The following is a 24,427-nucleotide window of genomic DNA, read 5'->3' as shown; positions in this document are numbered from 1 at the left end:
TTGGCAAAAGGAGAGTATAGAGACAAGGTAGTAGTTAAGCGTAGAATGTTGGTTGTCTTTTTCATGCTTTTTCTTTTGCTTTTTCTATTAATTAGTAGGTTGAGCTACGTAATGATAGCTAAAGGGAAGGAATATAAAGAAAAAGCAATTTTGCAGTGGACAAGTGACGTTCGGATTGCACCAAAGAGGGGAAGGATCTTAGACAGAAATGGAGAAGATTTAGCTATAAGTGCAAATGTATTTAGAGTGGATTTAGATCTTAATTCGCTACGTGAAACTACTAAAAAAAACAAGCTAAGTATGAACGATATTGCACCAGAAATCGCTAAAATACTTGGAATGGAATCTAGTGAAGTTTTACCTGTTTTGACTAAGACTAATTCAAAGGGGAAACCTATTGGAGCAGCGATTTTAAAGAGAAGAATAGATAAAGCTACAGCTGATAAAATTAATGATTTTTCGAAAAATCAAAAGCTTCGAGGAATTGTTATTACTGGAGATACAAAAAGATATTATCCCAATGGGAATTTCTTAGCAAATGTTGTAGGGCATACGAATTCTGATGGCAATGGACTTACAGGTGTTGAATTGTATTACAATAAATATCTATCAGGTATACCTGGAATAAAAATTTCAGAAACCGATAGAAAAAGTGAAGAATTGCCTTATACAATCTCAGATTATACAAAGCCTATAGAGGGTAAAGATGTAGTACTTACTATTGATGAGATGATTCAATATTTTTGTGAGAAAGCAGCTTCGCAGGCTATGATTGACAATAAAGCGAAAGCAGTTAGTATAATTGCAATGAATCCTAAAAATGGAGAAATATTGGGGATGGTTAATAAACCAGATTATAATCCTAATGACCCTTGGGACCTTACTAAAAATTTTGATGAAAATCAAAAGGCATGGAGAAATAGAGCAGTAAGTGATACGTTCGAGCCGGGGTCTATTTTTAAAGTGTTTACGGCTACAGGGGCTATGGAAGAAGGGCTAGTTAAGGAAGATGATAAATTTAACTGTACTGGTAGCACTGTAGTTTTAGGTAAAGCAGTAAAGTGTTGGAAAACCACAGGGCATGGATCTCAAAATTTTGTGGATATATTAAAAAACTCTTGTAATGTTGGATTTATGGAACTTGGTAGAAGACTTGGTCCAGAAAAACTAAATAAATACATTGAATTATTTGGATTTGGTAAAAAAACTGGTATTGATTTAAATGGAGAAGCACTCGGAATAATTAGAAAAGCTAAAGATATGACTGCTCTTGATGTAGCAGTAACATCCTTTGGGCAAGGGAATACCTTATCTTGTATACAGTATATGAAGGGCTTTAACGCTATTGCAAATGGGGGAAAACTTATAACGCCTCATGTTATGAAAGAGATAGTAAATTATGATGATTTAAATAATAAAAAAGTTCTGCAAAAATATTCAAATTATAATGAAAGAAAAATAATGGATGAAGGAGTTGCAAAGCAGCTTCGATCTTACCTTGAGCAGGTTGTAGAAAATGGTGGTGGTAAAAAGGCATTTATTGCAGGATACCATATTGCCGGAAAGACAGGGACAGCTCAAAAAATTAATACTACAGGAGCTGGCTATGCACCAGGAAAATATGTATCATCATTTGCAGGAATGGCGCCTGCAAATGATCCTCAGATAACCTTATTAATTAATATTGATGAACCAGACCCCTCTTGGTATTATGGTGGTCAGATTGCAACAGTAGTTGGAAAGCAAGTTTTTAATGATGTTTTTAATTATTTATCATTTAAATCTGATGCTTCAAAGGAGGAAACTTCAAAAAGCTTATTAAAGGATGTTATTGTGCCTGAAGTAAGGGGCCTTAAGAAGTCGGAGGCAGAAAAGTCATTGAAAGATAATAATTTAAAGGTAAAATTAAGTTCAGATGGAGAAGTTATTACTGATATGACTCCGAAACCTGGATATACGGTTAAGGAAGGAACTGAAATTATTTTACACACTGGTGAATTAAAAAAAGATAATAATATGGTCATGGTTCCAAATATAATAGGAAGTAGCCCGGAAAAAACTACTGCACTTCTAGGAAGTCTTGGACTAAAAGCTAAATTCGTTGGTAATGGAATAGTCGCAGAGCAAAGCATAGAATGCAAAGAAGTGAAAAAAGGAACTACGATAACAATTCATTTAGATATTACGGCTGATTAGTTAAAGCATCATCTTCGATGCTGTAATATTAATGACTTCAGAAGTAAATTTATATCCCACTGAATATTTTACTTTATTATAGTATGTAACACCTACTTTTAGAAAAGCGTGATTTTACTTCTGAAATGTCATTAAATATAGTGTATAATTAGGTGATAGGCACATGAAAATAAAACCGACAGGACTCAGCAATTCTGAGCTGTCGGATTTGCCATGTAAAAGGGGAATAGATATTTTTTTTGTTAAGCATATTTTATGTGATGATTTAAAGGAGTGGTAATATGAAGTTTGAAAAAATTATGGAGAATATTAATTTCAATTTAATCCAGGGTAACATTGATATTGATATAAAGGGAATTCAATATGATTCAAGAAAAATTAAAGAAGGGGATGTGTTTTTCGCTGTAGAAGGGTATAATCTTGATGGTCATAAATATATACAAAATGCAATTAACAATGGAGCAGTTGCTGTTGTGTGCCAGAAAAATATAGAAGAGCATTTAAACTGTGTGGTGATTAGAGTAGAAGATAGCAGAAAAGCATTGGCCATAAGTGCAGCTAATTACTATGAAAATCCAAGTCGTAACATGAAAATGATAGGAGTTACAGGTACTAATGGAAAAACAACTTCAGCTTTTATGATTAAAGCTATTTTGGAACAGCAAGGGTACAAAGTTGGACTTATTGGAACTATAGCAAATTATATTGGAGAAAAGAAAATTCATACAGAGAGGACTACTCCTGAATCACTTGAATTACATGAACTTTTCAAGGAAATGGTGGAGTCGGGTGTGGATTATTGTGTTATGGAGGTGTCTTCGCACTCTTTAAGTTTAGATAGAGTATATGGAATAGAGTTTTGCGAAAGTATTTTTACAAATTTAACTCAGGATCATTTAGATTTCCATAAAACCTTTGAAAATTATTTTAATGCAAAATTAAAGTTATTTGAATTAAGTAAAAGCGCTGTAATTAACATTGATGATATATATGGAGCAAAAGTCTATAGTTTAATTAAAAGTAGCAAATTAAGCTATGGATTAAATGGCAATGCAGATATTATGGCAAGTGATATAAAAATGCATTCAAGGGGAAGTGAATTTACATTAGAGTACAAAGGAAACTCTTTTGAAATAGAATTGAGTATACCAGGAAATTACAATATATATAATGCGCTTGGGTCTATAGCAGTTTGCTTAAATCAGGGAGTGGACCTAGCTAAAATTAAACTAGCTCTACAAAAGATTCAAGTGCCTGGGCGTTGTGAACTTGCTTACAATAACCATAAGTTGGGATTTGAAATAATTTTAGATTATGCACATACGCCAGATGCATTAGAAAATATACTAAAAACTGTCAGGGAATTTACAAAGGGTAAACTTATAAGCGTTTTTGGTTGTGGTGGAGATAGAGATAAAGCCAAAAGAGCTATAATGGGCAAAATTGGAACTCAGCTAAGCGATTTTTCATTAATAACTTCAGATAATCCAAGAACTGAAGATCCTATGCAAATAATTAATGATGTAGCATCCGGTATTGAAAAACATAATTTCGAAATTATAGAGAATAGGCGCGCGGCTATAAAACGAGCAATTGAAATTGCAAGATGCGGTGATATAATTGTTATCGCAGGAAAAGGGCATGAAGACTATCAAGTTTTGAAAGAAAAAACTATACATTTTGATGAGCGAGAAGTTGTCTCAGAGATAATAAAGGAGCTATTTTAGATGGAATATATTAGTTTTGACGAGATATTAGAGGCAACTGGGGGTAAAATAGTAGTTAAAGGTGAAAGCGCCTTGCATCAAGGCGAGAATACATTATATAATAATGTTTGCATAGATACAAGAACTATAAAAGAGAAGGATATTTTTATCGCATTAAAGGGTGAAAATTTTAATGCTAATGATTTTATCGTTGAGGCTAGCAAAAAAGGAGCTTCAATTTGCATAATTGATGAAATGAGGTTTGATAAAGCGCTGCTTAATAAGAAAACAGCTGTAATTAAGGTGGTGGATACTAGAAAAGCACTACTTAATCTTGCAAAATTTTATATAAATAAGCTAGATTTAAAAGTAGTAGGAATTACCGGATCTACAGGCAAAACGTCCACAAAGGATTTGGTTGCAGCAGTTCTTGGCGCAAAATTCAAAGTTTTTAAAACTTTGGGCAATTTTAATAATGAAATAGGGTTACCTATGATGATATTTAAGTTAGATAAAAGTTATGATGTTGCAGTCCTCGAAATGGGTATGAGTGATTTTGGAGAAATTCATAACTTATGTGAGACTTCAAAACCGAGTATTGCTATTATTACTAACATTGGAATGTCTCACATTGAAAATCTTAAAACTAGAGAAAATATATTAAAAGCTAAAATGGAGATAACAGATTTTTTTAGTAAAGACAGTATTTTAATTGTAAATTCAGATAATGATTTATTAGAAGATGTGAACACGGCAAATTATAGACTTATAAGAACAGGAATTGATTCTGAAGCTGATTTAAAAGCATGCGATTTAAATGTAGAAGAAAATAAAATAACATTTCGCATAATGGACAAGAAAAATTTAATAGATAATATTATTGAGGTGAATATACCAGGACGGCATAATATACTAAATTCAATGCTAGCAGTAGCTTGTGCAAGGGCAATGGACATGAGTTATAATGAAATTGCTCAAGGGTTTAAAAAGTTAGAAGCTACGTCTATGCGTTTAGATATAACAAAAGGTAAAAAGTTTACTATAATTAATGACTGCTATAATGCTAGCCCAGATTCAATGATGGCCGCAATTGATGTGCTTTGCAATATTAGTGGGAATTATAAAATTGCGATTCTTGGTACTATGAGGGAACTCGGAAATAGCGCCACGCAGGCACATAAACAAGTCGGAGAATATGCAAAACGTAAAAGAATTGATTTATTAATTACTTTAGGTGAATTTAATGAAGCATATAAAGAAGGATTTAACGATATAGATAAATATAGAAGTTTTCAAACCTATAATGAGGTAGTTTCCTTTTTGGATGGAATGATCAATCAAAATGATGTTGTTTTAGTTAAAGCTTCAAGATATATGAAATTTGAGAGCATAGTTAGCAAACTAACGAATTTACATTCGTTTGTGAATCTAGATTCACATACGAATATAAATGCTAAAGAGGTGATAGAAAAATGAGCTTAATTATTTATTCGGTTTTAATTGCATTTTTCCTATCAATTATACTAGGGCCATTAATAATCCCTATGTTACATAAGCTTAAATTTGGTCAAAATATAAGAGCAGAAGGACCTAAAAGCCATCTGAAAAAAGCAGGGACACCCACTATGGGTGGCATAATATTTATGATTTCTACAATAATTACAATGTTAATCCTTGTTAGACATACAAGCGCTGAAGCTAGGATTGCAGTGTATTGTTTTATAGCATTTGGATTAATAGGACTTATTGATGATTTGTTAAAAATAATACGTAAACAAAATGAAGGACTTACATCTAAACAAAAGATGTTACTTTTGGTTGTAGTATCAGGTTTAATTGGTTATTACTCTTCACTTAAAATAGGAACGGATATAATGTTACCATTTTCTGATAAAGTTATAAAATTGGGTGTTTGGTATGTGCCTTCAATTATTGTATATTTTGCAGCAACCACAAACGCAGTTAATTTAACAGATGGATTAGATGGTCTAGCTACCTCAGTTACAATAGTAGTTATGACATTCTTTGCATTGGTTAGTAATATGATGTTTCATACGACTCTTGCGATATTCTGTGCTGCGCTTGCGGGTGCATTATTAGGGTTCTTAAAATACAATTCTTATAAAGCACAAATTTTTATGGGAGATATGGGAGCACTTGCACTTGGTGGCGCAGTAGCTGCAGTTGGTATGATACTAAAATCACCTTTTTTAGTTGCAATTGTAGGTGGCGTATATGTTATAGAGACTCTATCTGTTATTATTCAAGTTTCAGTATTTAAGGCTACAGGTAAGAGAGTATTTAAAATGTCTCCAATTCATCACCATTTTGAATTAAGTGGATGGCACGAAACTAAGGTTGTTGCAGTATTCTCCATTGTAACAGTGATTTTTTGTTTAATTGGATTTCTATCCTTTTCCTATTAGTGACGTAAGGAGGATATAGTATGAAAAAATACAAGGTTAAAATGGGGCAAATAGATTTTGTATTATTTGCAACCATAATGCTTCTTGTGGCAATCGGAGTGGTAATGGTTTATAGTTCTAGCTCATATTATGCGGCTTTTAAATCTAACGATCCAGAATTGTTTTTTAAAAAGCAATTTATGTGGGCATGCATTGGCTGTGTTTTTATGGTTACAGCTATTAAAACTGATTATCATATTATAAAAAAATACACTGGAATTATTATGATATTTACTGCAATATCTTTACTTGCTGTATTTGCATTCTCACCCATAAACTTCTCTAGACGGTGGATTCCATTAGGATTTGCAAAATTTCAACCATCAGAAGTTGCAAAATATGCTATAGTATTATATATGGCTAAAAGCTTAGATTTAAAAGGGGAAAAAGTCAAAGAATTCGTTAAAGGGGTACTTCCATACCTATTAGTTTCGGGCTTTTATGCAGGTTTAATTTTGTTGGAGCCAAACTTAAGTATAGCAGCTATTATAATGATCGTTACTGTAATTATTTTATTTGCAGTAGGGGCAAGATTTCAACATCTTTTTGCTATAGGGTCATCTCTAGTAGCTGCGGTTGTTGCTCTAGCAATTTTTGAACCATATAGATTGGCTAGGGTTATGAATTTTAGAAACCCTTTTGATGATAGCCAAGGTAAGGGGTATCAATTAGTTCAATCATTACTTGCACTTGGGTCAGGAGGATTTACTGGTTCAGGAATTGGACAATCAAGGCAAAAATGTTTATATATACCGGAACCACATACGGATTTTATTTTCGCAATAATTGGAGAAGAATTAGGGCTAATCGGATGCGGTTTTATAATTTTATTATTCATTATTTTTGTATGGCGTGGTATTAAAATAGCAGTTACAGCGAAAGATATGTATGGTACTATTTTAGCTATAGGGATTACATCTGTTATAGCTGTTCAAGCAATTATTAATATAGCAGTAGTTACTGGGTCAATGCCAGTAACAGGTGTGCCGCTGCCTTTTATAAGTTATGGAGGTTCAGCTCTGCTTTTCAATATGTTTGCAATGGGAATACTTTTAAATGTGTCAAGGCAAACTGTAAATAAAAATTAGAATAAAAGGCATGCATATGTGCATGCCTTTTTCTATGCTTAATATTGCAAAATATTAATTTTTTTTAAATACTGATAAATACATTGAAATTGAGATGTAAATAATTAAGTTAAGTGTTATTATATAATAGAGACAAATTTTAGACCACATTTATGTAAATAAACTTGGTTATTCGGTATAAGCTACAAATTTAGTGTGTTGTATTTTAATAAGCTGATTTGTAAAAAAATATATATTATTGAATGCGAGGAAGTGAATGACAAAAAAGAGTAATAATCTTAAAAGAGGAAATTATATTATAAAAAATAAAGAAAAATTATTACATAGAAGAAAAAGCAAAAAAAAAGTAAAATATTTAATGTTACTAGTAATAATTATGATATCTACATTAATTACATTATGCATTAAATTACCTTATTTTAACGTTAAAACTATTGAAATTGTAGGAAATATGAATGCTTCTAAAGTCGAAATCAATGATACTGCGAGTATTCACTTAGGGGGTAATATTTTTTCTGAAAGTTTCAACGATAGCAAGCAACAAATCATGAAAAATCCGTATATAGTAGGTGTAAAAGTTAGGAAAGACCTTCCTAATAAGATTGTAATAGAAATAGAGGAAAGAGTAGCTGTGTTTTATGGTAAATTAAACAACGCTTATTATATTCTAGATAACAAAGGTATTTTGCTTGAAAAAAGGTCGAACGTTAAAGATATGAACTTAGTGAATTTAATTGGATTCGATTTTGAAAAGTGTGAAGTGGGCAATTTAATTGCGCCAAAGGATGATAGGAAAATAAATATTGCAGTGGAAATAACAAATATTATTAATGATTATAGAAAGAATAAAGGCAATAATATTATAACAATGGTAGATGTAAGCAATGTATTGGATATCAAGGTTTATGCTGGGGAAATGTGTATTAAATTTGGTACAAGCGAAGACTTGAAAAACAAATTTAATAAGTCGATAAATATTATTACACAACCTCAATATAAGAGTGCAAAGGGATATGTAGATGTTAGTTCAAAAAGCAATCCAGTTGTTTTTATAGAACAAAAGGTTATAAAATAACAATATTTATCTCCCCCGGAGAGTAGCAAGGAGGAAGTCTATGAAGAAGTTTAGATCCCAAATATCTATTGGTATAGTATGTGTATTATTAGGATTTATGATCTCTTACCAATTTAAAATGATAGGAAAACAAAATTCAGCAGCAGTAGTAGATACCAATAAGAATACACCAGAAATTATAACTGAAAACGAGCAACTTAAAATAAGCAAAGAAGTTATGCAGAAAAAGATAGATGATTTAGATGCTAAAACGGCAAAATATGAAAAGACGAACATGGGAGATAATGAAAAAAGTGAGTTACTATATAAAGAATTGGAAGAAACAAGAATTCTTACTGGACAAATCGAAGTAGAAGGTCAAGGTATTATAGTTTATATAGATCCTAAGAGTGACATTTTTGGTAGTAACACTGAAAATCAGCAGGCGATAAACGATGTGGATTTAGCTCATATAGTAAATGAGTTAAATTCAGTAGGTGCTGAAGCGATTTCTATTAATGATATTAGGTTAACTACCCGGAGTGGAATAAGAAATGCTGGAAATGCAATTATTATAAATGATGAAAGGATTTCTTATAGTAAAAGGGTCACTATTAAAGCAATTGGAGATAAAACTAGATTAGAAGGCGCTATAAAATTCCCAGGAACAATCTCACAATTCTTGAGTAGTGCGTGTGATGTAACTACTAATACAGTAGATAAAGTTGTGATTTCTAAATATAACAAAGTATATAAATTCGAGTATGCAAGACCAGTAGAAAAGAAGTAGAGGTGATTAAATGGTTGCTTTCGTAGGGTTATTAATAGGAATTATATTAGGAGTTGTGTGGAATGTTGATATTCCAGTTGGATTTTCTCCGTATATTTCTGTAGCAATTTTTGCGTGTTTAGATTCAGTTTTTGGTGCATTAAGGGGTTCAATTTCACATAATTTTAGAGCCGATATTTTTATATCAGGGTTTTTTGGAAATGCAGTGTTAGCTGTAGCGATGGTCTATCTAGGCGATAAATTAGGAATTCCAATTTATTTAGCTGCAGTTATAGTATTTGGCGGAAGAATATTTGAAAATTTTGCGATTATTAGGCGGCTTTTAATAGATAAAACAAAATCTCATTAATGAGGTGATTAAATGAAAAATAATGAAGCTACCGTTTTTGTTTTTATTGCTTCAATAATCCTAGGACTTCTTATTGCTATGAATATCGGATTTGAAGGGAAAAATACTGTTTTAGATGTAAAACAGTATGATGTGGCCTACAATGAGAGAACTAAATTATATTCTGAATTAAGCAATTTAAAAGAAGAATATTATAAAACTTATTCAAAGCTCGAAAAATATGATAGTAGCGATGAAAAAAAAGCTGAAATTACTAAAGTTATTCAAGATGAAGTTAGTAATAATAATATATTCTTAGGGAAGACTGATGTTGAAGGTCCTGGAATTGAAATTATATTAGATGATGCTGATAATTATGTTAATAGTAATCAGTTAATTCATGATAATGATGTTATTCAAGTGATAAATGACCTCAAAAATGCAGGGGCAGAAGCAATTTCTGTTAATGGAGAAAGGATTATTTATGATAATTATGGATTTTGCGGTGGGCCTTATATCAATTTACATGGGGTTAAGATAGTAAGCCCATTTTATATCAATGCCATAGGGAATAAAGATGTGTTGTATAATTATTTAACGCTAGACCAAACATATATGACATTATTGAAGACTAGAAATGTTAAAGTTAATATTCTTAAGACGGATAATGTAAAAATAGCGGCATATACGGGCTATTTTAAATATAATTATATGAATCCCACAAAAAAATAAATTGGTATAATTAAAAATAATATTAATTTATAAAAAAATGAAGGAATTTTATGTTTAATGAAGAAATAAGTAGAAATAGGAGATGACAATTAATAATTGTTTTATGTCAGAAAGATTATTAAGGAGGGGACGGATAGTTGACTATTGGGGAAGCTTATAACAAAATAAAAAGCGAGATTCCAGAAAATGTAACACTAATATGCGTTTCTAAGACTAGACAAATTGATGAAATAAAAGAAGCATACACATCTGGGGCTAGAGATTTTGGAGAGAATAAAGTACAAGAATTAATTGGAAAATATGATAGCTTAGACATTGATGCTAGATGGCACTTTATAGGACATTTACAGACAAATAAGGTGAAATATATAGTTGGAAAAGTTTATCTTATTCATTCTTTAGATAGCGTACATTTATTGCAAGAAATTGAAAAGCGTTATGCTTCTAAAAATGAAATTGCCAGGGTTTTAATTCAGATTAATATAGGAAAAGAAGCTGCAAAGACAGGTATAGCTGTTGAAGAAGTAAGTTCTATAATAAAAGTGTGTGAAGAATGTAAAAATGTGAAAATTAAAGGACTAATGGCTACAATTCCTATCGGTAACGATGAAAGTTCTAGAGGATACTTTACCCAGATGAAAACTATATTTGATGATTTAAAAGCTTTTAAATATAAAAATGTTTCCATGGAAATCCTATCATTAGGTATGAGTAAAGATTTTCAAATTGCATTAGAACAAGGCGCTAATATGATAAGACTTGGGGAGAAAATATTTGGTAAACGAGATTACAAGAAACTGGAGGTATAAAAATGTCAAGTAAAGTAATGAATAAGGTTATGGGGTTTTTAGGTATGGCAGAGGAAGAAGAGGATGAAGTTCAAGAAATGGAGAATGAAGAGGAAAATGTGGATATTGAATCATTGATGAATGCAAACAAAAAGCAAAGTAAGGTAGTAAATATTCATACCTCGACATCTACAAAAGTAGTTATCATAAAACCAGATGATTTTGATGAAGCAACTACCATAAGCGATAATTTAAAAGCTAGAAAAATCGTAGTAGTTAACACTAATGGATTAGAAGCTAAAACTGGTCAAAGATTATTAGATTTTGTTGGAGGAGTATGCTACGCTTTAAGTGGTGAGCTTCAGCAAGTAGAAAAAGGAGTGTATATAATGTCTCCTTCTAATGTAGAAGTTGATAATGCATTGAAAAATGAACTAAGCTCAAAAGGAATTTTTAATTGGAATAAATAAAATGAAAACATTTTAAGGGGAGCAATGAATAATTGTTGTTACCATTTGAGAAGTTCAGGAGGTTATAAAACTTGTATAGATTAATTGGAATGATTTTTAATGTGTTAGAGTATGCAATTATCATAGAAGTGGGTTTGTCTTGGGTTTATAGGGGGAGGTCAAACCAATATATAGAATTATTACATAAAATCACAGGACCTCTATTAGAGCCAGGTAGAAAAGTTCAAGAGAAATATTTTAGTAATACAATGGTAGATTTTTCACCAATAATTGCACTTATTATTTTGATGATTTTAAGAAAAATTGTGTATATTATACTGTGAATAATTTAGTAAGGTAGGATTTAAATGGAAAAAAAGGAATTTATTAATAGTATAGATTGTGATGATAAAAATTTAATTTCTAATATATTTAATAAAATGCAAATAGCTGAAAAGACAAATAAAATCATATTTACTAATGATTTTATAACTCCAGCTATATGGAATCAAACTTCCGCTATATGCGAAAAGTATAAAATAAAAGCATTCACTAATGGTATATTTAAAGAGGCTGACAGGAGAATGTTATCATTTTCAGTTGGCGGAGAACCTGAAGAATATCCTATAGATTTATTGAAAATAATCAACAAATCCAAATTTAACAAATTAGAGCATAAGGATTATTTAGGTGCAATAATGTCTCTAGGAATTAATCGAGAAAAACTAGGTGACTTAATAATTCAAGATGCAATATGTTATGCACCAGTTACTAGTGACATTAGTAATTACATAATTAATAGTTTGAATAATATAGGAAATTGTCCATGTGAAGTTAGTGAATATGATTATAAATTACAGGGCCTTCCAGAGAGAAAATTCCAAGAAAAAATCATTATATCTACGTCACTTCGCCTTGATAGTATGGTTTCAGCTATATGTAATATTTCAAGAAATAATTCAGTTGCACTAATATCTTCAGGTAAAATATTAGTGAATTACTTTCAGTGTTTAAAAAAAGATAAGGTTATCAAAAGCAATGATACTTTAACAATTAGGGGATATGGAAAGCTAAAAATTGCAGATATTAGAGGAGTCACTCAAAAGGATCGTTTAAAAGTTGCAATAAAGCAATATATTTAGTTGAGGGGGAGCAAGATGAGAATAACATCTATGGATATTAACAATAAAGAGTTTAAAAAAGGCTTAAGGGGATATAATGCTGATGAAGTCGATGAATTTTTAGATAAGGTATCTGAAGAATATGAAATTATGTATAAAGAGAATTCAACTTTAAAAGAAAAAAAGAACTTTTTAGAAGAAAAATTAGAGCATCATGTTAAAATAGAATCTACAATTCAAAATACATTAGTATTAGCTCAAAATGCAGCAGAACAAGCAAAGTTTTGCGCTCAAAAGGAAGCGGAATTGGTTATTAAAAATGCAAATGACTCTTCTCAAAGATTGATAGATAAGGCTCATAATGATGTACTTAAGATAAATGATGAATATGAAATAACTAAGCAAGAATTTGCAAAGTTTAGAACGAAATTTAGAAATTTTATGAATTGTCAATTTGAGATGTTTGAAGGCTTAGAAAATGACTATTTTAGAAATTACAATTTGGGTAATGAAGTTTATGAAAATAATGATAATATAAGCGATAGTGAAACAGATGTTTCGTTAAAATATTCTGATGTAACACTCAAAAACATTGACGAAAAAGAGTTTAATAGCAATGATATAGAAGAAATGAAAACCTTTTTTGCAAAAGGGTAAAACATAGAAATCTCACTCACTGGGTGAGATTTTTTATGTAACAAAACTGCTAAATCGAATGAGTGTAGCGTGTACTACACTAGATATTTTAAGGAGGAATAGAAAAATGAATATAGGTATTATTGGAGCAATGAAAGAAGAAGTTGAATTTTTAGTTAGGGATATGGATTTTAAAAGAAAAGATGTGAAGGCCGGAATGGAATTTAGGCTTGGTGTTATACATAGTAAAAATGTAGTTATAGTTACTAGTGGTATTGGCAAAGTAAATGCTGCGGTGTGTACTCAAATATTAATTGATGATTTTAATGTGGATTATATTATAAATGTTGGTATTGCAGGTGGGACTGTCGATAATATATATCCGGGGGATGTTGTAATAGGTGAAAATTTAGTACAACATGATATGGATGTGTCTGCATTTGGTGAAAAAAAGGGACAGATTCCAAGATTAGATACTTTTGATTTCAAATGTGATAAGACACTAATTCAATATGCGAAAGAAGCATGTAAGGATATAAAAGGACATAAGTATTTTACTGGAAGAATTGTATCAGGAGATCAATTTATTGCAGAAGCTTCTAAAATAAATTGGCTTAATTCTGAATTTGAATGTTTGGCTTGTGAAATGGAAGGAGCAAGTATTGCTCAGGTGTGCTTTTTAAATGAGATTCCATTTATTGTTATTAGATCGATATCGGACAATGCAAGTAATGGGGCTCATATGGAGTATGATGAATTTAAAGATATTGCTGTGGAGAATTCTACAAACATTTTAAATAATATGTTGAAACTTATTTAAAAAAAATTAATTATTATTAAATAAGTGTAATAAAATTCTTTCCATGAGAAAACATAAGCATATAGAAGTTTTATTTGTTTAATATTACGACTATATTAAAACTAGAGGAGTTGTTATCATGGAAAAGAATAAAATACAATATTTTAAAGAAAAATTAATAAGTGAACAGGTGCGGGTCCTTGATATTATTAATCAAATGAAACAAAATGGTGTTATAGATTCTAACAGTGAGATGGCAACTGAGTTGTCTTTTTATGACAATCACCCATCTGATACTGCATCTGAATTATTTGATAAGGAAAAGGGGCTCGCACTTAAGAGAAATGAGATGTCAACTATCAAAAAAATTGAAGATGCTTTAAAAAGCATTGAAAATCATACCTATGGTAAATGCAAGAGTTGTGGCACCGATATAAGTGACGAACGGTTAGAATTTACACCATACGCAGAAAACTGTGTGTTATGTCAAAAATCCATAGATAATAACAAGCCAGCAGAACAAAACAATAGATGCGTTGAGGAAGATGTACTTGGGATACCCTTTAGATACAGTAATAGCGGTGAAGTAGGTATTGATGCTGAAGATACTTACCAAACAGTAGAACGTTTTAATAAATTAGAAAATATATCTGAGTTTTATGATGATGACGACGACGGTTATGTTGAACCTATAGAGAAAATAAGCAATGAGCAATATAAAAATCAGTTACCAGATTAATTTAGGCAGACTAAAAAAGTATATATTGCAAAGAAATTTTAGTTTAAAACTACATTTGTAGCAATATGTACTTTTCTTTTTTATATTAAATAGGAGGAAGGGTATGGAGGCATTAATTATTTTCTTAGGGCTTATATTGGACAGATTAGCCAAAGTTTGGGCACTAAGTTCTTTGAGAGAAAAAAATGGAGTTGTATTAATTAAAGACTTTTTTAAATTTGAATATTTAGAGAATAGAGGAGCGGCTTTTGGGATTTTGCAAAATAAATTGATATTGTTAGCTTTAGTCACGTTACTTATTATATCAGGTATGATATATTATATTATTAAGTACAAGCCAAAATCGAAATTTTTAAGGATAAGCTTTGCTTTTATTATAAGTGGAGCACTAGGAAATTTATATGATAGGGTATTTTATAAATATGTAGTAGACTTTATTTTAATTCATTATAAAGAGGTATATTACTTCCCAACATTTAACATAGCTGATATGTTAGTAGTTGTGGGAACCGCGATTTTGGCAATTTCTATAGTAAAGGAAGAGGTATAAATGGACAGATATGAGTTTAAAGTTGATGAAAGTTCAGTTGGTACAAGATTAGATGTTTTTGTTTCTAGTAAGTTTGAAAATAAATCTAGAGCGTATATTCAAGGAATAATTGAAGGTGAAAATGCGGCTGTTAATGAAAAATGCAGAAAAAGTAATTATAAATTAAAACTAGATGAATTAATTACATTAGGTATTCCAGATCCCGTAGAGTTAGACGTAAAAGCCGAAGAAATACACTTGGACGTTTTATATGAAGATAGTGACGTAATTGTGATTAATAAACCACAGGATATGGTTGTTCACCCTGCACCAGGCAATTATAGTGGTACCTTGGTTAATGCACTCTTAAATCATTGCACAGATCTATCAGGCATCAATGGTGTGCTTAGACCAGGGATAGTTCATAGGATTGATAAGGACACATCTGGAGCATTAGTGGTAGCTAAAAATGATAACGCCCATAATTCTCTTGCCGCACAGCTTAAAGATCATTCAATGACAAGAAGTTATTTAGCTCTTGTAGAAGGTATAATTAAAAGTGATGTAGGCACAATAGATGAACCGATCGGAAGACACCCTAAAGATAGGATAAAAATGGCAGTAGTTGAAAGTGGTAAGAAGGCTGTTACCCATTTTAAAGTAATAGAAAGATTTGATAGTAATACATTAGTAGAATGTAACTTAGAGACAGGGCGAACTCATCAAATAAGAGTACATATGGCAAGGATAGGACATCCTTTAGTTGGCGATTTGATATATGGTTATAAAAAGCAGAGCTTTAATTTAAAAGGGCAAGCTCTTCATGCGAAAAAACTTGGATTTATACACCCAAGTACTAATGAATACATGGAATTTATTTCACCCCTTCCAAGTTATTTTGAAAAACTGATTACTAAGTTGAAAAATAGTTGAAATAGCGCATAACATGTGATATTATGGTGGAAATACAATACCACATGTCAGGTGTATTGTGTTATTAATATAATATTTATCCCTTTAAATGTTCCAGAGAGATCATAAGGATAAAGATAGTAATACTATTATTTAAGTATAGTATGCCTTTACCTTTTGGTGAAGGCTTTTTTATATTAAGCTCATTAAAAGAAATAATACTATTAAGTAGGAGGCTAGGTTATGGAATTTAAATCAGTGCTGTTAGATGAAAAAGCCATAAAAAGAACATTGACAAGAGTAGCACATGAAATTATTGAAAAAAACAAAGGAACAGAAAACATTATGCTTGTAGGAATTAAAAGACGAGGAGTACCAATTGCAGAAAGAATTGCTCTTTTAATAGAACAGTTTGAGGAAATTAAAATTCCAGTAAGCAGTGTCGACATTACTTTATATAGAGACGATCTTACATCAATAGACAATCAGCCAGTATTAAATAATGTAGACTTGGAAATAGATGTAATAGGTAAAAAAATCATTTTAGTAGATGATGTTCTGTATACTGGAAGAACTGCAAGAGCTGCTATTGATGCCATAATAGATAAAGGTAGACCTCAAATGATACAATTAGCTGTTTTAGTAGATAGAGGACATAGAGAACTACCTATTAGGGCAGATTATGTAGGAAAAAATATACCTACTTCAGGTAAAGAAATTATTTCTGTTGAACTTTTAGAAATTGATGGGAAAGATTCAGTAAGCATATTTGAACTGTAGCTTCGAAGAAGATGCATAGCTTCGAAGAAGATAAATAATCGTTTAATATAGTCTAGCGAGACTAAAAGGGGAACTAAATGAAAAATTTTGTAGATGTTGATGAAAAATTACCTTTAATAAAGACTATCCCATTAAGTTGCCAACACTTATTTGCTATGGTGGGTGCGACTATACTTGTACCAATGTTAACAGGTCTTAGCCCATCAATTGCGCTATTTTGCAGTGGTGTGGGAACACTATTGTATATTTTATGTACAAAAGCTAGGCTTCCAGCATATGTAGGATCATCTTTTGCATTTATAGGACCGATGTCAGTTGCAACAAAGTTATATGGACAAAGTTCTATGTTGTCGGGCATTATTGCAGCAGGGTTTGTATATGTAATTGTAGCTTTAATTATTAAACTTGCAGGAACCAAATGGCTAGATAGAGTACTGCCCCCAGTTGTGGTAGGTTCCGTTGTAATTGTAATAGGACTTAGCTTAGCTAGCGTAGCAATAGATTGGTCGGGTCTTAATGCATCATTTACAACCCCAGCACTTGAAGGTGTATCTAGAGGTACATGGGTATTTATATCAATGGCAACACTTGTCATAGCAATAATGGGTACTATGTATTTTAAAGGATTTTTCGGGGTAGTACCAATTTTGATTGCAATGGTAGTAGGATATACACTTTCTGTATTTTTAGGAGTAATTCCGAGTGAAGTTTTAAAGGAAATATGGTCTGCAAAATTTATTACATTACCAAGTTTTGTTATGCCTTCCTTTAACATAAATGCTATTATGCTTATTGCCCCAGTATCTTTCGTAACACTCGCTGAACATATCGGTCATGTATATGTTACAAGTAATGTTTGCGGAAAAGACTTCGCAAAAGATCCGGGGCTTCATAGATCAATCCTTGGAGACGGTGTTGCTACCATGTTTGCTGGGTTTGTAGGTGGTCCTCCTAATACGACTTATGGTGAAAACATAGGAGTTATGGCAATCACAAAGGTTTATAGTGTTTGGGTAATTGGAGGAGCCGCTATCATCGCAATTATATTATCATTCATAGGACCAGTATCTGCGGTAATAGGAAATATTCCACTACCTGTAATAGGGGGAGTTAGTGTAATGTTATTTGGAATAATTGCATCCTCTGGTTTTAGAATTTTTGTAGAAGATAAAGTTGATTTTAGTAAAAAGAGAAATCTGATAATTGCTTCAGTAATAATAGTTTTAGGTATTGGTGGAGGCGGCATTAAGTTTCCATTAGCAGGGGCAGAGGTAGAAATTGCAGGAGTGGCTTTAGCAACTTTAGTGGGTATAATATTGAACTTAGTTTTACCTGAAAATAGTAAGTCAGGAGATAACTAATAAGGTTTTCAAACAAAAGTGCCAGAGTAGTTCAGGCACTTTTATTTCAATGTGCTTAATTTAAAAATTCTAGACAATACTAACAAATAGAGATATTATAATATAAGAGAGATACGAGAAATAACGTAAGAAGAAATGGGAGAGATAATATATGATGTATACTTTAATTGCCACTACTACTTTTGGAATAGAAGCGGTTACAGCAAAGGAACTAAAGGCACTTGGATACGAAGATTTAAAGGTTGAAAATGGAAGGGTAACCTTTGAAGGGGATGAAATGGATATTGCTATATGCAATACTTGGCTAAGAACAGCAGAAAGACTTTTTATAAAGATGGCTGAATTTAAGGCATTGTCTTTTGAAGACTTATTTCAAGGAACACTCGCAGTCGATTGGGGTAATCTAATACCAGAAGACGGCAATATGCATATCGTAGGCAAATCTGTAAAATCACAACTCCACAGTGTGCCAGATTGTCAAGGCATAGTAAAAAAAGCGGTAGTTGAGTCTATGAAGAAAAAATATGATAAAGAGTGGTTTTCAGAAGAAGGACCTGAGTATAAGATAGAGGTTGCAATCTTAAGAGACGTAGTAACTTTATCAGTAGATACTTCGGGTGCGGGATTACATAAGAGAGGATATAGAGAATATGCTGGTGACGCACCACTAAAAGAAACTTTAGCTGCAGCCCTTGTGTTAATAAGTAAATGGGATAGCTCAAGAGTTTTAGCTGACCCGCTTTGTGGTTCGGGAACAATTGCAATAGAAGCAGCTCTTATAGCTAAAAATATTGCCCCAGGTATAAATAGAAAATTTGTAAGTGAAACTTGGCCTAATATAGAGAGTGATATTTGGAAGCAAGTTAGGGAAGGTGCAAGAAAAACTGTAAGTCCTAATGAAGTTGAAATACTAGCTTCTGATATTGATGGAAGACTATTAAAGACCGCAATTGACAATGCAGAGAAAGCAGGAGTCAAGGATTTTATAAAATTTCAAAAAATACCAATGCAAAGTTTTGCTTCTAGACAAAAATATGGAGTTATAATAACAAACCCACCATATGGAGAAAGATTAGGTGAAGCAGAAGAAGTAAAAAGACTGCATGTTGATCTTGGAGAAATGTATTCAAGCTTAAATGAATGGTCTTGCTTTGTTATAACAGCTAACCGTGAGTTTCAGAGGGACTTTGGAAAGAAAGCAGATAAAAATAGGAAATTATATAATGGAAGATTACTATGTTATTATTATCAATATATAAAAGAGATACCTAGGAAAAAAAAGGAAGACTAAGAGTGTAGCCGTATGGAAATTCTCCTACGTGCCTTGAAATAAGACTCAAAACGTGAAATTCAATCAATAAATTCTAATCTTTTGCGAATATAAAATTTTCTGACGTTCGCACTCCATTTATTGTCAGGTTCATGAGAATTTTATATTAGCAAAAGAAGAATTTGTAAATGAAGATAAGACAAGTGATATATACATATATCACTTCAGACCGTTGACAAACATAAAATGTAAAACACTCTAATTTAAAATTGGAGTGTTTTTTTCATATTCAAAAAGGATTTTAGGACATCGATGTCGAATATATATAGTATACAAACTTTATAATTCGGAGGGCATTATTATGATTAATGAAAAGAACTTCACACAACAAAAACTAGAAATGGTGTATTTGGAAGATTTAGTTCCTAAAGACCATATTCTGAGAAATATAGATAAATACATGGATTTCTCTTTTATAAGAGAACTGACTAAAAAATATTACTGCTTAGATAATGGAAGACCTGGCGTAGATCCTGTTATACTTTTTAAAATGCTGTTTATTGGGTACCTATTTGGAATAAAATCTGAACGACAACTTGTAAAGGACATTGAAGTAAATGTGGCTTATAGATGGTTTCTGGGACTAAGTCTTACTGATCCTATTCCAGATCATTCAACAATTAGCCAAAATAGACGTAGACGGTTTAAAGGTACAGATGTGTTTCAAAAAATATTTGACGAAGTAGTATTTAAGGCTATAAATCTTAAGATGGTAACCGGTAAAATACTTTACACAGATTCTACACACCTAAAAGCAAATGCTAATAAGCGAAAGCTTGTGAAAATTGAAGTTGAAAAAACGCCGAAAGAATATGTATCTGAACTTAATAAAGCAGTGGAAGAAGATAGAATAAACCATGGTAAAAAACCTTTAAAAGAAAAAGAACCTGTTACCAAAATAAAAGAAACTAAAGTTAGCACAACCGACCCCGACAGTGGATATATGATGAGAGATGGCAAGCCGGAAGGCTTCTCATATTTAGATCACAGAACTGTCGATAGCAGACATAATATAATTACTGATGTGTATGTTACTCCTGGAAACATAAATGATGTTGATCCTTATATCGATAGATTAGATGTGCAAATAAAAAAGTTTAATTTTAATACAAAATATGTTGGTGCAGATGCTGGTTATGCTACAAATCTTATATGTAAAGAACTATATGAGAGGGAATTAAAATCTGTAATGGGATACCGTAGGTCTCCACATACAAAAGGAATGTACACAAAAAATAAATTCCAATATGTTAAAGAGCAGGACATTTACGTATGCCCTGACTTAAGGGCTTTACATTATAAAACGACAACAAGAGAAGGATATAAAGAATATGTTGGTAATGCAAAATATTGCGAGATATGTCCAAATAGAGCTCAATGCTTTTCTGCAAAAAGCAAGTTTAAAACTATTAGAAGACATGTTTGGGAAACGTATAAAGAAGATGTTGTAAAGTTCACCAGAACAGATAAAGGCAGAAATATATATAGAAGAAGAAAAGAAACTATAGAGCGAAGCTTCGCAGATTCAAAACAACTGCATGGGCTTCGCTATTGCCATATGCGTGGATTAGAAAATGTGCAAGAGCAGTGTCTGCTTACAGCAGCAGTGCAGAATATGAAAAAGATAGCTAGCCTGCTATCTTTACTGTTTTTTGATTTTCTAACTAAGAAGATAGTTGTTATTTTAAATTTATCCATAACTCAAAATGCTATCGCATAATTGCATGTAAAAAAACCAGTATAATAAAAAAATTATACTGGGTTTGTAAACAACCTGAAGTGATATATACATATATCACTTGTCTTATCTTTTGACTTAAAGTTCGTTGAATGGATTAGAAAAGTAGTTATATAATTTCAAAAAAATGCTGGGTTTAACGATGATTTAATGTTGAATACGGAACAAAACACACCATAAGATGTTATTTTATGGTATTAGACCTAAATAAAAAAATATATTAAGTATTAACAACTAAAATTATTTGCGAAGGAGAGAGTTTTTATGAGTATTATTAATATTATTATTCCATTAATTTTTATTGTGATTATTTTAAAACAGTTAAGAGATATGAAAGCATTAATGGTGCCAACAAGAAAAGGGTATGTAGAAATTATTACTGTACTATTTGGTGTGATTATTTTCATTGGTATTATATATTTTTATGCTAATACCTGGGTACTAGCTATTTTTATGTTTGTAAGCATGTGGATTAAAGAAGGAATTAACTCAAAAGGCTTCATATCAATGAATAGATGTAAAGAGAGTATTTCATGGAATGAAATTGAAAAAGTTATGGTAATTAGTTCAAAGGATATAAAGGTTAAGTTAGCAGGTGAGTTTATGGAGCAGACATTTCATTTTAAAAAGAGTGATTACGATAAAGTTATTACTATTCTAAAAGAAAATTTACCTATACAAGCACAGTTACAAACTAATCCTCAATAGGGAGATGAAAAACATGACTGTCCTGTACTGAAAACTCAATTTCTAAATATGGTAATAGCTAAAGCAATCTTTAAATTAGAAGTTCCGGTTTTTATTTTGGAAAGTGAACTTAGGTATATCTTAGGTATATTAAAAGCATTTTGTTGAGTATTTTAGGTCGATATAGTAAACTGAGCTCAAAAAAGTTCCTACACTGGACATTATAGGAACCTTTTTAAAAGTAAGTTATTTTATAAAAATTTAGTTTAAATAAAAGGATACTATGATACAAAAATATTCAGGTCAGAAAAGCAGAAAAACCCACGATATATATTCTGTTTTACCAATATAAGGGATTGAATTTTCAGTACAACTAAAATTAGTAGTTCTTAGAGAAGCGAATGCATTAATCGTATTGCAATACGCGTAATATATACTTTATTTATTTATTTATTCAACTCTTTCTAAAGTACTTTCTATAGGGGTTATATACATAGTTTTATTTGTTGAGTAAATAACCATACCAGGTTTTGAACCAGAAGGTTTCTTTACATTTCTCACCTGGGTATAATCAACAGGTACACTAGAGGAATTTTGGGACTTGCTATAAAATGCTGATAAGTTTCCAGCCTCGAGTAGGGTGGTTTCAGGTATATCACCAATATTTTTAATAATAACATGAGAACCAGGTATATCCTTTGTGTGAAGCCACATATCGTTTTTATTGGCAAGTTTTAAAGTTAAAAAATCATTTTGAATATTATTTCTACCAACATAGATATCAATGCCTTCACTTGAAATGAAGTGCATAGGTTTGGTCGGCTTTGCCTTTCTATTTTTACCTTTACTGTGTTTTTTTAATGTAATATAGTCAGTTTCTATTAATTCATTTTTAATATCTTCAATTCCATTATAATTTTCTACATTTAGTATGTTAGTGAGTACAGAATGAAGATATTTTAACTCGTTTTTAGTGAGAGTCATTTGAATTAAGCCCATTTCTTCTGCTATCTTAAATTTATTATATTTTTTGTAATAGTATTGAACATTCTGCGATGGAGTTTTGTTTTCATCAAGTTTTATTTTAATGTACTCACCATCTTCACTGTAATAATTTAAAAGATTAGCAACTTTGTCACCCTTTTTAAGGGAGTGTATATTTGCAGTTAAGAGTTCACCATGTAATTTATAGGTGCCTTTAGTTTTACAGTCATTTAAGGTCGCGTTTAGTATTTTCACTTTTTTATCACAACGATTAATATTGTTATTAACTATTTTTTGAAGGTTTGAGCTTTTAGAATTTAATCTATCATGTTTATCTTTTCTAAAATAAAAAGTCTCTATTAACATAGATGGTGATTCAAATTCTTCAAAATCACAATCTTTTAATGAAGTAAGTTTTATACAATGGAAATCTTTTAGTTTATCATTCATAGCATAGGCCGCTAAAAAAATATTATCATGCATGTTTTTAAAGATGCTTATAGTGAAATCATAAATGTTTTTAGCGTGATCTAAATCAAAAACAATATTTTCCTCATAGTACCTATAAACAAGTTCTGATGATAAGTTGGAGCTTATTCCTGTAAAAGCACCAGTAAAAAACTTTTCAGCGAATGGTATGTTTTTATCTATTAGATATTTATAGAATTCATCATACTCAAAATTAAAAGGATCTAGTTTTGTGGAAGCGGGAGGGTATATATATTCTACACCTGTGTATAAAACACGATAACTGTTGACGTCTGAACTAACATGCTTAATGCTATCCATAATTAAATTATCACGGGTACGAACTAGGCTAATATTACTGTGCCTGCCCATTATTTCAACTATTAATGAGTATACACTATCAAATCCTAATTCATCGCTGCTTTTAAAGTCAATAACTAGTAATCTATCTGAATTTAGTTGTCTTACATCTAAAACTGTGGCAGTATTTAAATATTTTCTTAGAACCATGCAAAATTTAGGCGCCTGTATTGGGTTTTGCTTATTAAAGTCTGTAAAATGAATTCTAGGATAATTGGAACTTGAACTTATTAATAACTTATAGACTTTTCTATTTTTTTTGAAACTTAATATAATTTCATCTTTTTCTGGTTGGGTTACTTTATCAACTCTACAATCTATGATTATATCTTTTATTTCCTCAACGAGGCTAGATAAATAAATTCCATCTAATGCCATATATATCAT

24 protein-coding genes are annotated in these 24,427 nt (G+C 31.2%); 23 read left to right on the top strand and 1 reads right to left on the bottom strand.

The genetic code is table 11. The features are described 5' to 3' along the window. From ACWJKS_RS11735 to ACWJKS_RS11625, 23 genes are all read left to right on the top strand, one after another. On the top strand, positions 1 to 2,196 hold the full coding sequence (locus ACWJKS_RS11735; protein WP_220285938.1) for a stage V sporulation protein D: 2,196 nt from the start codon (positions 1 to 3) through the stop codon (positions 2,194 to 2,196). A 281-nt stretch (positions 2,197 to 2,477) separates the two neighbouring features. Next, positions 2,478 to 3,923, top strand: a complete 1,446-nt coding sequence (locus ACWJKS_RS11730; RefSeq protein ID WP_462959624.1) for a UDP-N-acetylmuramoyl-L-alanyl-D-glutamate--2,6-diaminopimelate ligase — start codon at positions 2,478 to 2,480, stop codon at positions 3,921 to 3,923. Then, entirely contained in the window at positions 3,924 to 5,378 is a 1,455-nt protein-coding gene (locus tag ACWJKS_RS11725) for a UDP-N-acetylmuramoyl-tripeptide--D-alanyl-D-alanine ligase (RefSeq protein WP_462959623.1), read from the top strand. Further along, a complete protein-coding gene (mraY, locus tag ACWJKS_RS11720) occupies positions 5,375 to 6,328 on the top strand; it encodes a phospho-N-acetylmuramoyl-pentapeptide-transferase (RefSeq protein WP_220319489.1) in 954 nt (317 codons plus the stop codon). The genes ACWJKS_RS11725 and mraY overlap by 4 nt, the downstream gene beginning before the upstream one ends. A gap of 20 nt (positions 6,329 to 6,348) precedes the next feature. Further along, a complete protein-coding gene (spoVE, locus tag ACWJKS_RS11715) occupies positions 6,349 to 7,455 on the top strand; it encodes a stage V sporulation protein E (protein ID WP_165412112.1) in 1,107 nt (368 codons plus the stop codon). 256 nt (positions 7,456 to 7,711) lie between these two features. Continuing rightward, positions 7,712 to 8,530, top strand: coding sequence for a cell division protein FtsQ/DivIB (locus ACWJKS_RS11710; protein ID WP_462959622.1), 819 nt, complete (start codon positions 7,712 to 7,714; stop codon positions 8,528 to 8,530). Between the two features lie 40 nt (positions 8,531 to 8,570). Continuing rightward, positions 8,571 to 9,299, top strand: coding sequence for a DUF881 domain-containing protein (locus ACWJKS_RS11705; RefSeq protein WP_216302479.1), 729 nt, complete (start codon positions 8,571 to 8,573; stop codon positions 9,297 to 9,299). 10 nt (positions 9,300 to 9,309) lie between these two features. Continuing rightward, positions 9,310 to 9,648 carry a small basic family protein gene (locus ACWJKS_RS11700; protein WP_165412109.1) on the top strand — a complete coding sequence of 113 codons (339 nt, stop codon included), beginning with the start codon at positions 9,310 to 9,312 and terminating at the stop codon, positions 9,646 to 9,648. Between the two features lie 12 nt (positions 9,649 to 9,660). Then, a complete protein-coding gene (locus ACWJKS_RS11695) occupies positions 9,661 to 10,359 on the top strand; it encodes a DUF881 domain-containing protein (protein ID WP_462959621.1) in 699 nt (232 codons plus the stop codon). Between the two features lie 137 nt (positions 10,360 to 10,496). Further along, entirely contained in the window at positions 10,497 to 11,168 is a 672-nt protein-coding gene (locus ACWJKS_RS11690) for a YggS family pyridoxal phosphate-dependent enzyme (RefSeq protein ID WP_220285932.1), read from the top strand. A gap of 2 nt (positions 11,169 to 11,170) precedes the next feature. Continuing rightward, positions 11,171 to 11,617: a cell division protein SepF gene (locus tag ACWJKS_RS11685; protein WP_165412107.1), complete on the top strand. Its 447-nt coding sequence runs from the start codon at positions 11,171 to 11,173 to the stop codon at positions 11,615 to 11,617. Positions 11,618 to 11,688: 71 nt separating this feature from the next. Then, positions 11,689 to 11,940, top strand: a complete 252-nt coding sequence (locus ACWJKS_RS11680) for a YggT family protein (RefSeq protein ID WP_258280653.1) — start codon at positions 11,689 to 11,691, stop codon at positions 11,938 to 11,940. 24 nt (positions 11,941 to 11,964) lie between these two features. Beyond that, positions 11,965 to 12,738, top strand: coding sequence for a YlmH family RNA-binding protein (locus ACWJKS_RS11675; RefSeq protein ID WP_462959620.1), 774 nt, complete (start codon positions 11,965 to 11,967; stop codon positions 12,736 to 12,738). Between the two features lie 15 nt (positions 12,739 to 12,753). Further along, positions 12,754 to 13,374: a DivIVA domain-containing protein gene (locus ACWJKS_RS11670; RefSeq protein WP_462959619.1), complete on the top strand. Its 621-nt coding sequence runs from the start codon at positions 12,754 to 12,756 to the stop codon at positions 13,372 to 13,374. 106 nt (positions 13,375 to 13,480) lie between these two features. After that, the gene (locus tag ACWJKS_RS11665; protein ID WP_165412104.1) at positions 13,481 to 14,173 is read left to right on the top strand and encodes a 5'-methylthioadenosine/adenosylhomocysteine nucleosidase; all 693 of its coding nucleotides are present in this window, start codon (positions 13,481 to 13,483) and stop codon (positions 14,171 to 14,173) included. Positions 14,174 to 14,291: 118 nt separating this feature from the next. Further along, positions 14,292 to 14,891 carry a TraR/DksA C4-type zinc finger protein gene (locus ACWJKS_RS11660; RefSeq protein ID WP_462959618.1) on the top strand — a complete coding sequence of 200 codons (600 nt, stop codon included), beginning with the start codon at positions 14,292 to 14,294 and terminating at the stop codon, positions 14,889 to 14,891. 103 nt (positions 14,892 to 14,994) lie between these two features. Continuing rightward, positions 14,995 to 15,441, top strand: a complete 447-nt coding sequence (gene lspA, locus ACWJKS_RS11655) for a signal peptidase II (RefSeq protein ID WP_216302484.1) — start codon at positions 14,995 to 14,997, stop codon at positions 15,439 to 15,441. After that, a complete protein-coding gene (locus ACWJKS_RS11650) occupies positions 15,442 to 16,353 on the top strand; it encodes an RluA family pseudouridine synthase (protein ID WP_216302485.1) in 912 nt (303 codons plus the stop codon). A gap of 222 nt (positions 16,354 to 16,575) precedes the next feature. After that, positions 16,576 to 17,112, top strand: a complete 537-nt coding sequence (gene pyrR, locus ACWJKS_RS11645) for a bifunctional pyr operon transcriptional regulator/uracil phosphoribosyltransferase PyrR (RefSeq protein WP_220285930.1) — start codon at positions 16,576 to 16,578, stop codon at positions 17,110 to 17,112. 77 nt (positions 17,113 to 17,189) lie between these two features. Next, the gene (gene uraA / locus ACWJKS_RS11640) at positions 17,190 to 18,473 is read left to right on the top strand and encodes a uracil permease (RefSeq protein WP_462952899.1); all 1,284 of its coding nucleotides are present in this window, start codon (positions 17,190 to 17,192) and stop codon (positions 18,471 to 18,473) included. 151 nt (positions 18,474 to 18,624) lie between these two features. After that, positions 18,625 to 19,764, top strand: coding sequence for a THUMP domain-containing class I SAM-dependent RNA methyltransferase (locus tag ACWJKS_RS11635; RefSeq protein ID WP_462952900.1), 1,140 nt, complete (start codon positions 18,625 to 18,627; stop codon positions 19,762 to 19,764). A gap of 340 nt (positions 19,765 to 20,104) precedes the next feature. Beyond that, a complete protein-coding gene (locus ACWJKS_RS11630) occupies positions 20,105 to 21,523 on the top strand; it encodes an IS1182 family transposase (RefSeq protein ID WP_462959617.1) in 1,419 nt (472 codons plus the stop codon). Positions 21,524 to 21,805: 282 nt separating this feature from the next. Further along, positions 21,806 to 22,249, top strand: coding sequence for a hypothetical protein (locus ACWJKS_RS11625; protein ID WP_462959616.1), 444 nt, complete (start codon positions 21,806 to 21,808; stop codon positions 22,247 to 22,249). Between the two features lie 429 nt (positions 22,250 to 22,678). Here ACWJKS_RS11625 and ACWJKS_RS11620 read toward each other — a convergent pair whose 3' ends face one another. Continuing rightward, positions 22,679 to 24,418, bottom strand: coding sequence for an Rqc2 family fibronectin-binding protein (locus ACWJKS_RS11620; protein WP_462959615.1), 1,740 nt, complete (start codon positions 24,416 to 24,418; stop codon positions 22,679 to 22,681). Between the last annotated feature and the right edge of the window lie 9 nt (positions 24,419 to 24,427).

The sequence above is a fragment of the Clostridium sp. CM038 genome (assembly GCF_055081105.1).
The sequence above is the reverse complement of the archived record's forward strand: the minus strand, read 5'-3'. Positions and strand labels throughout refer to the sequence as shown.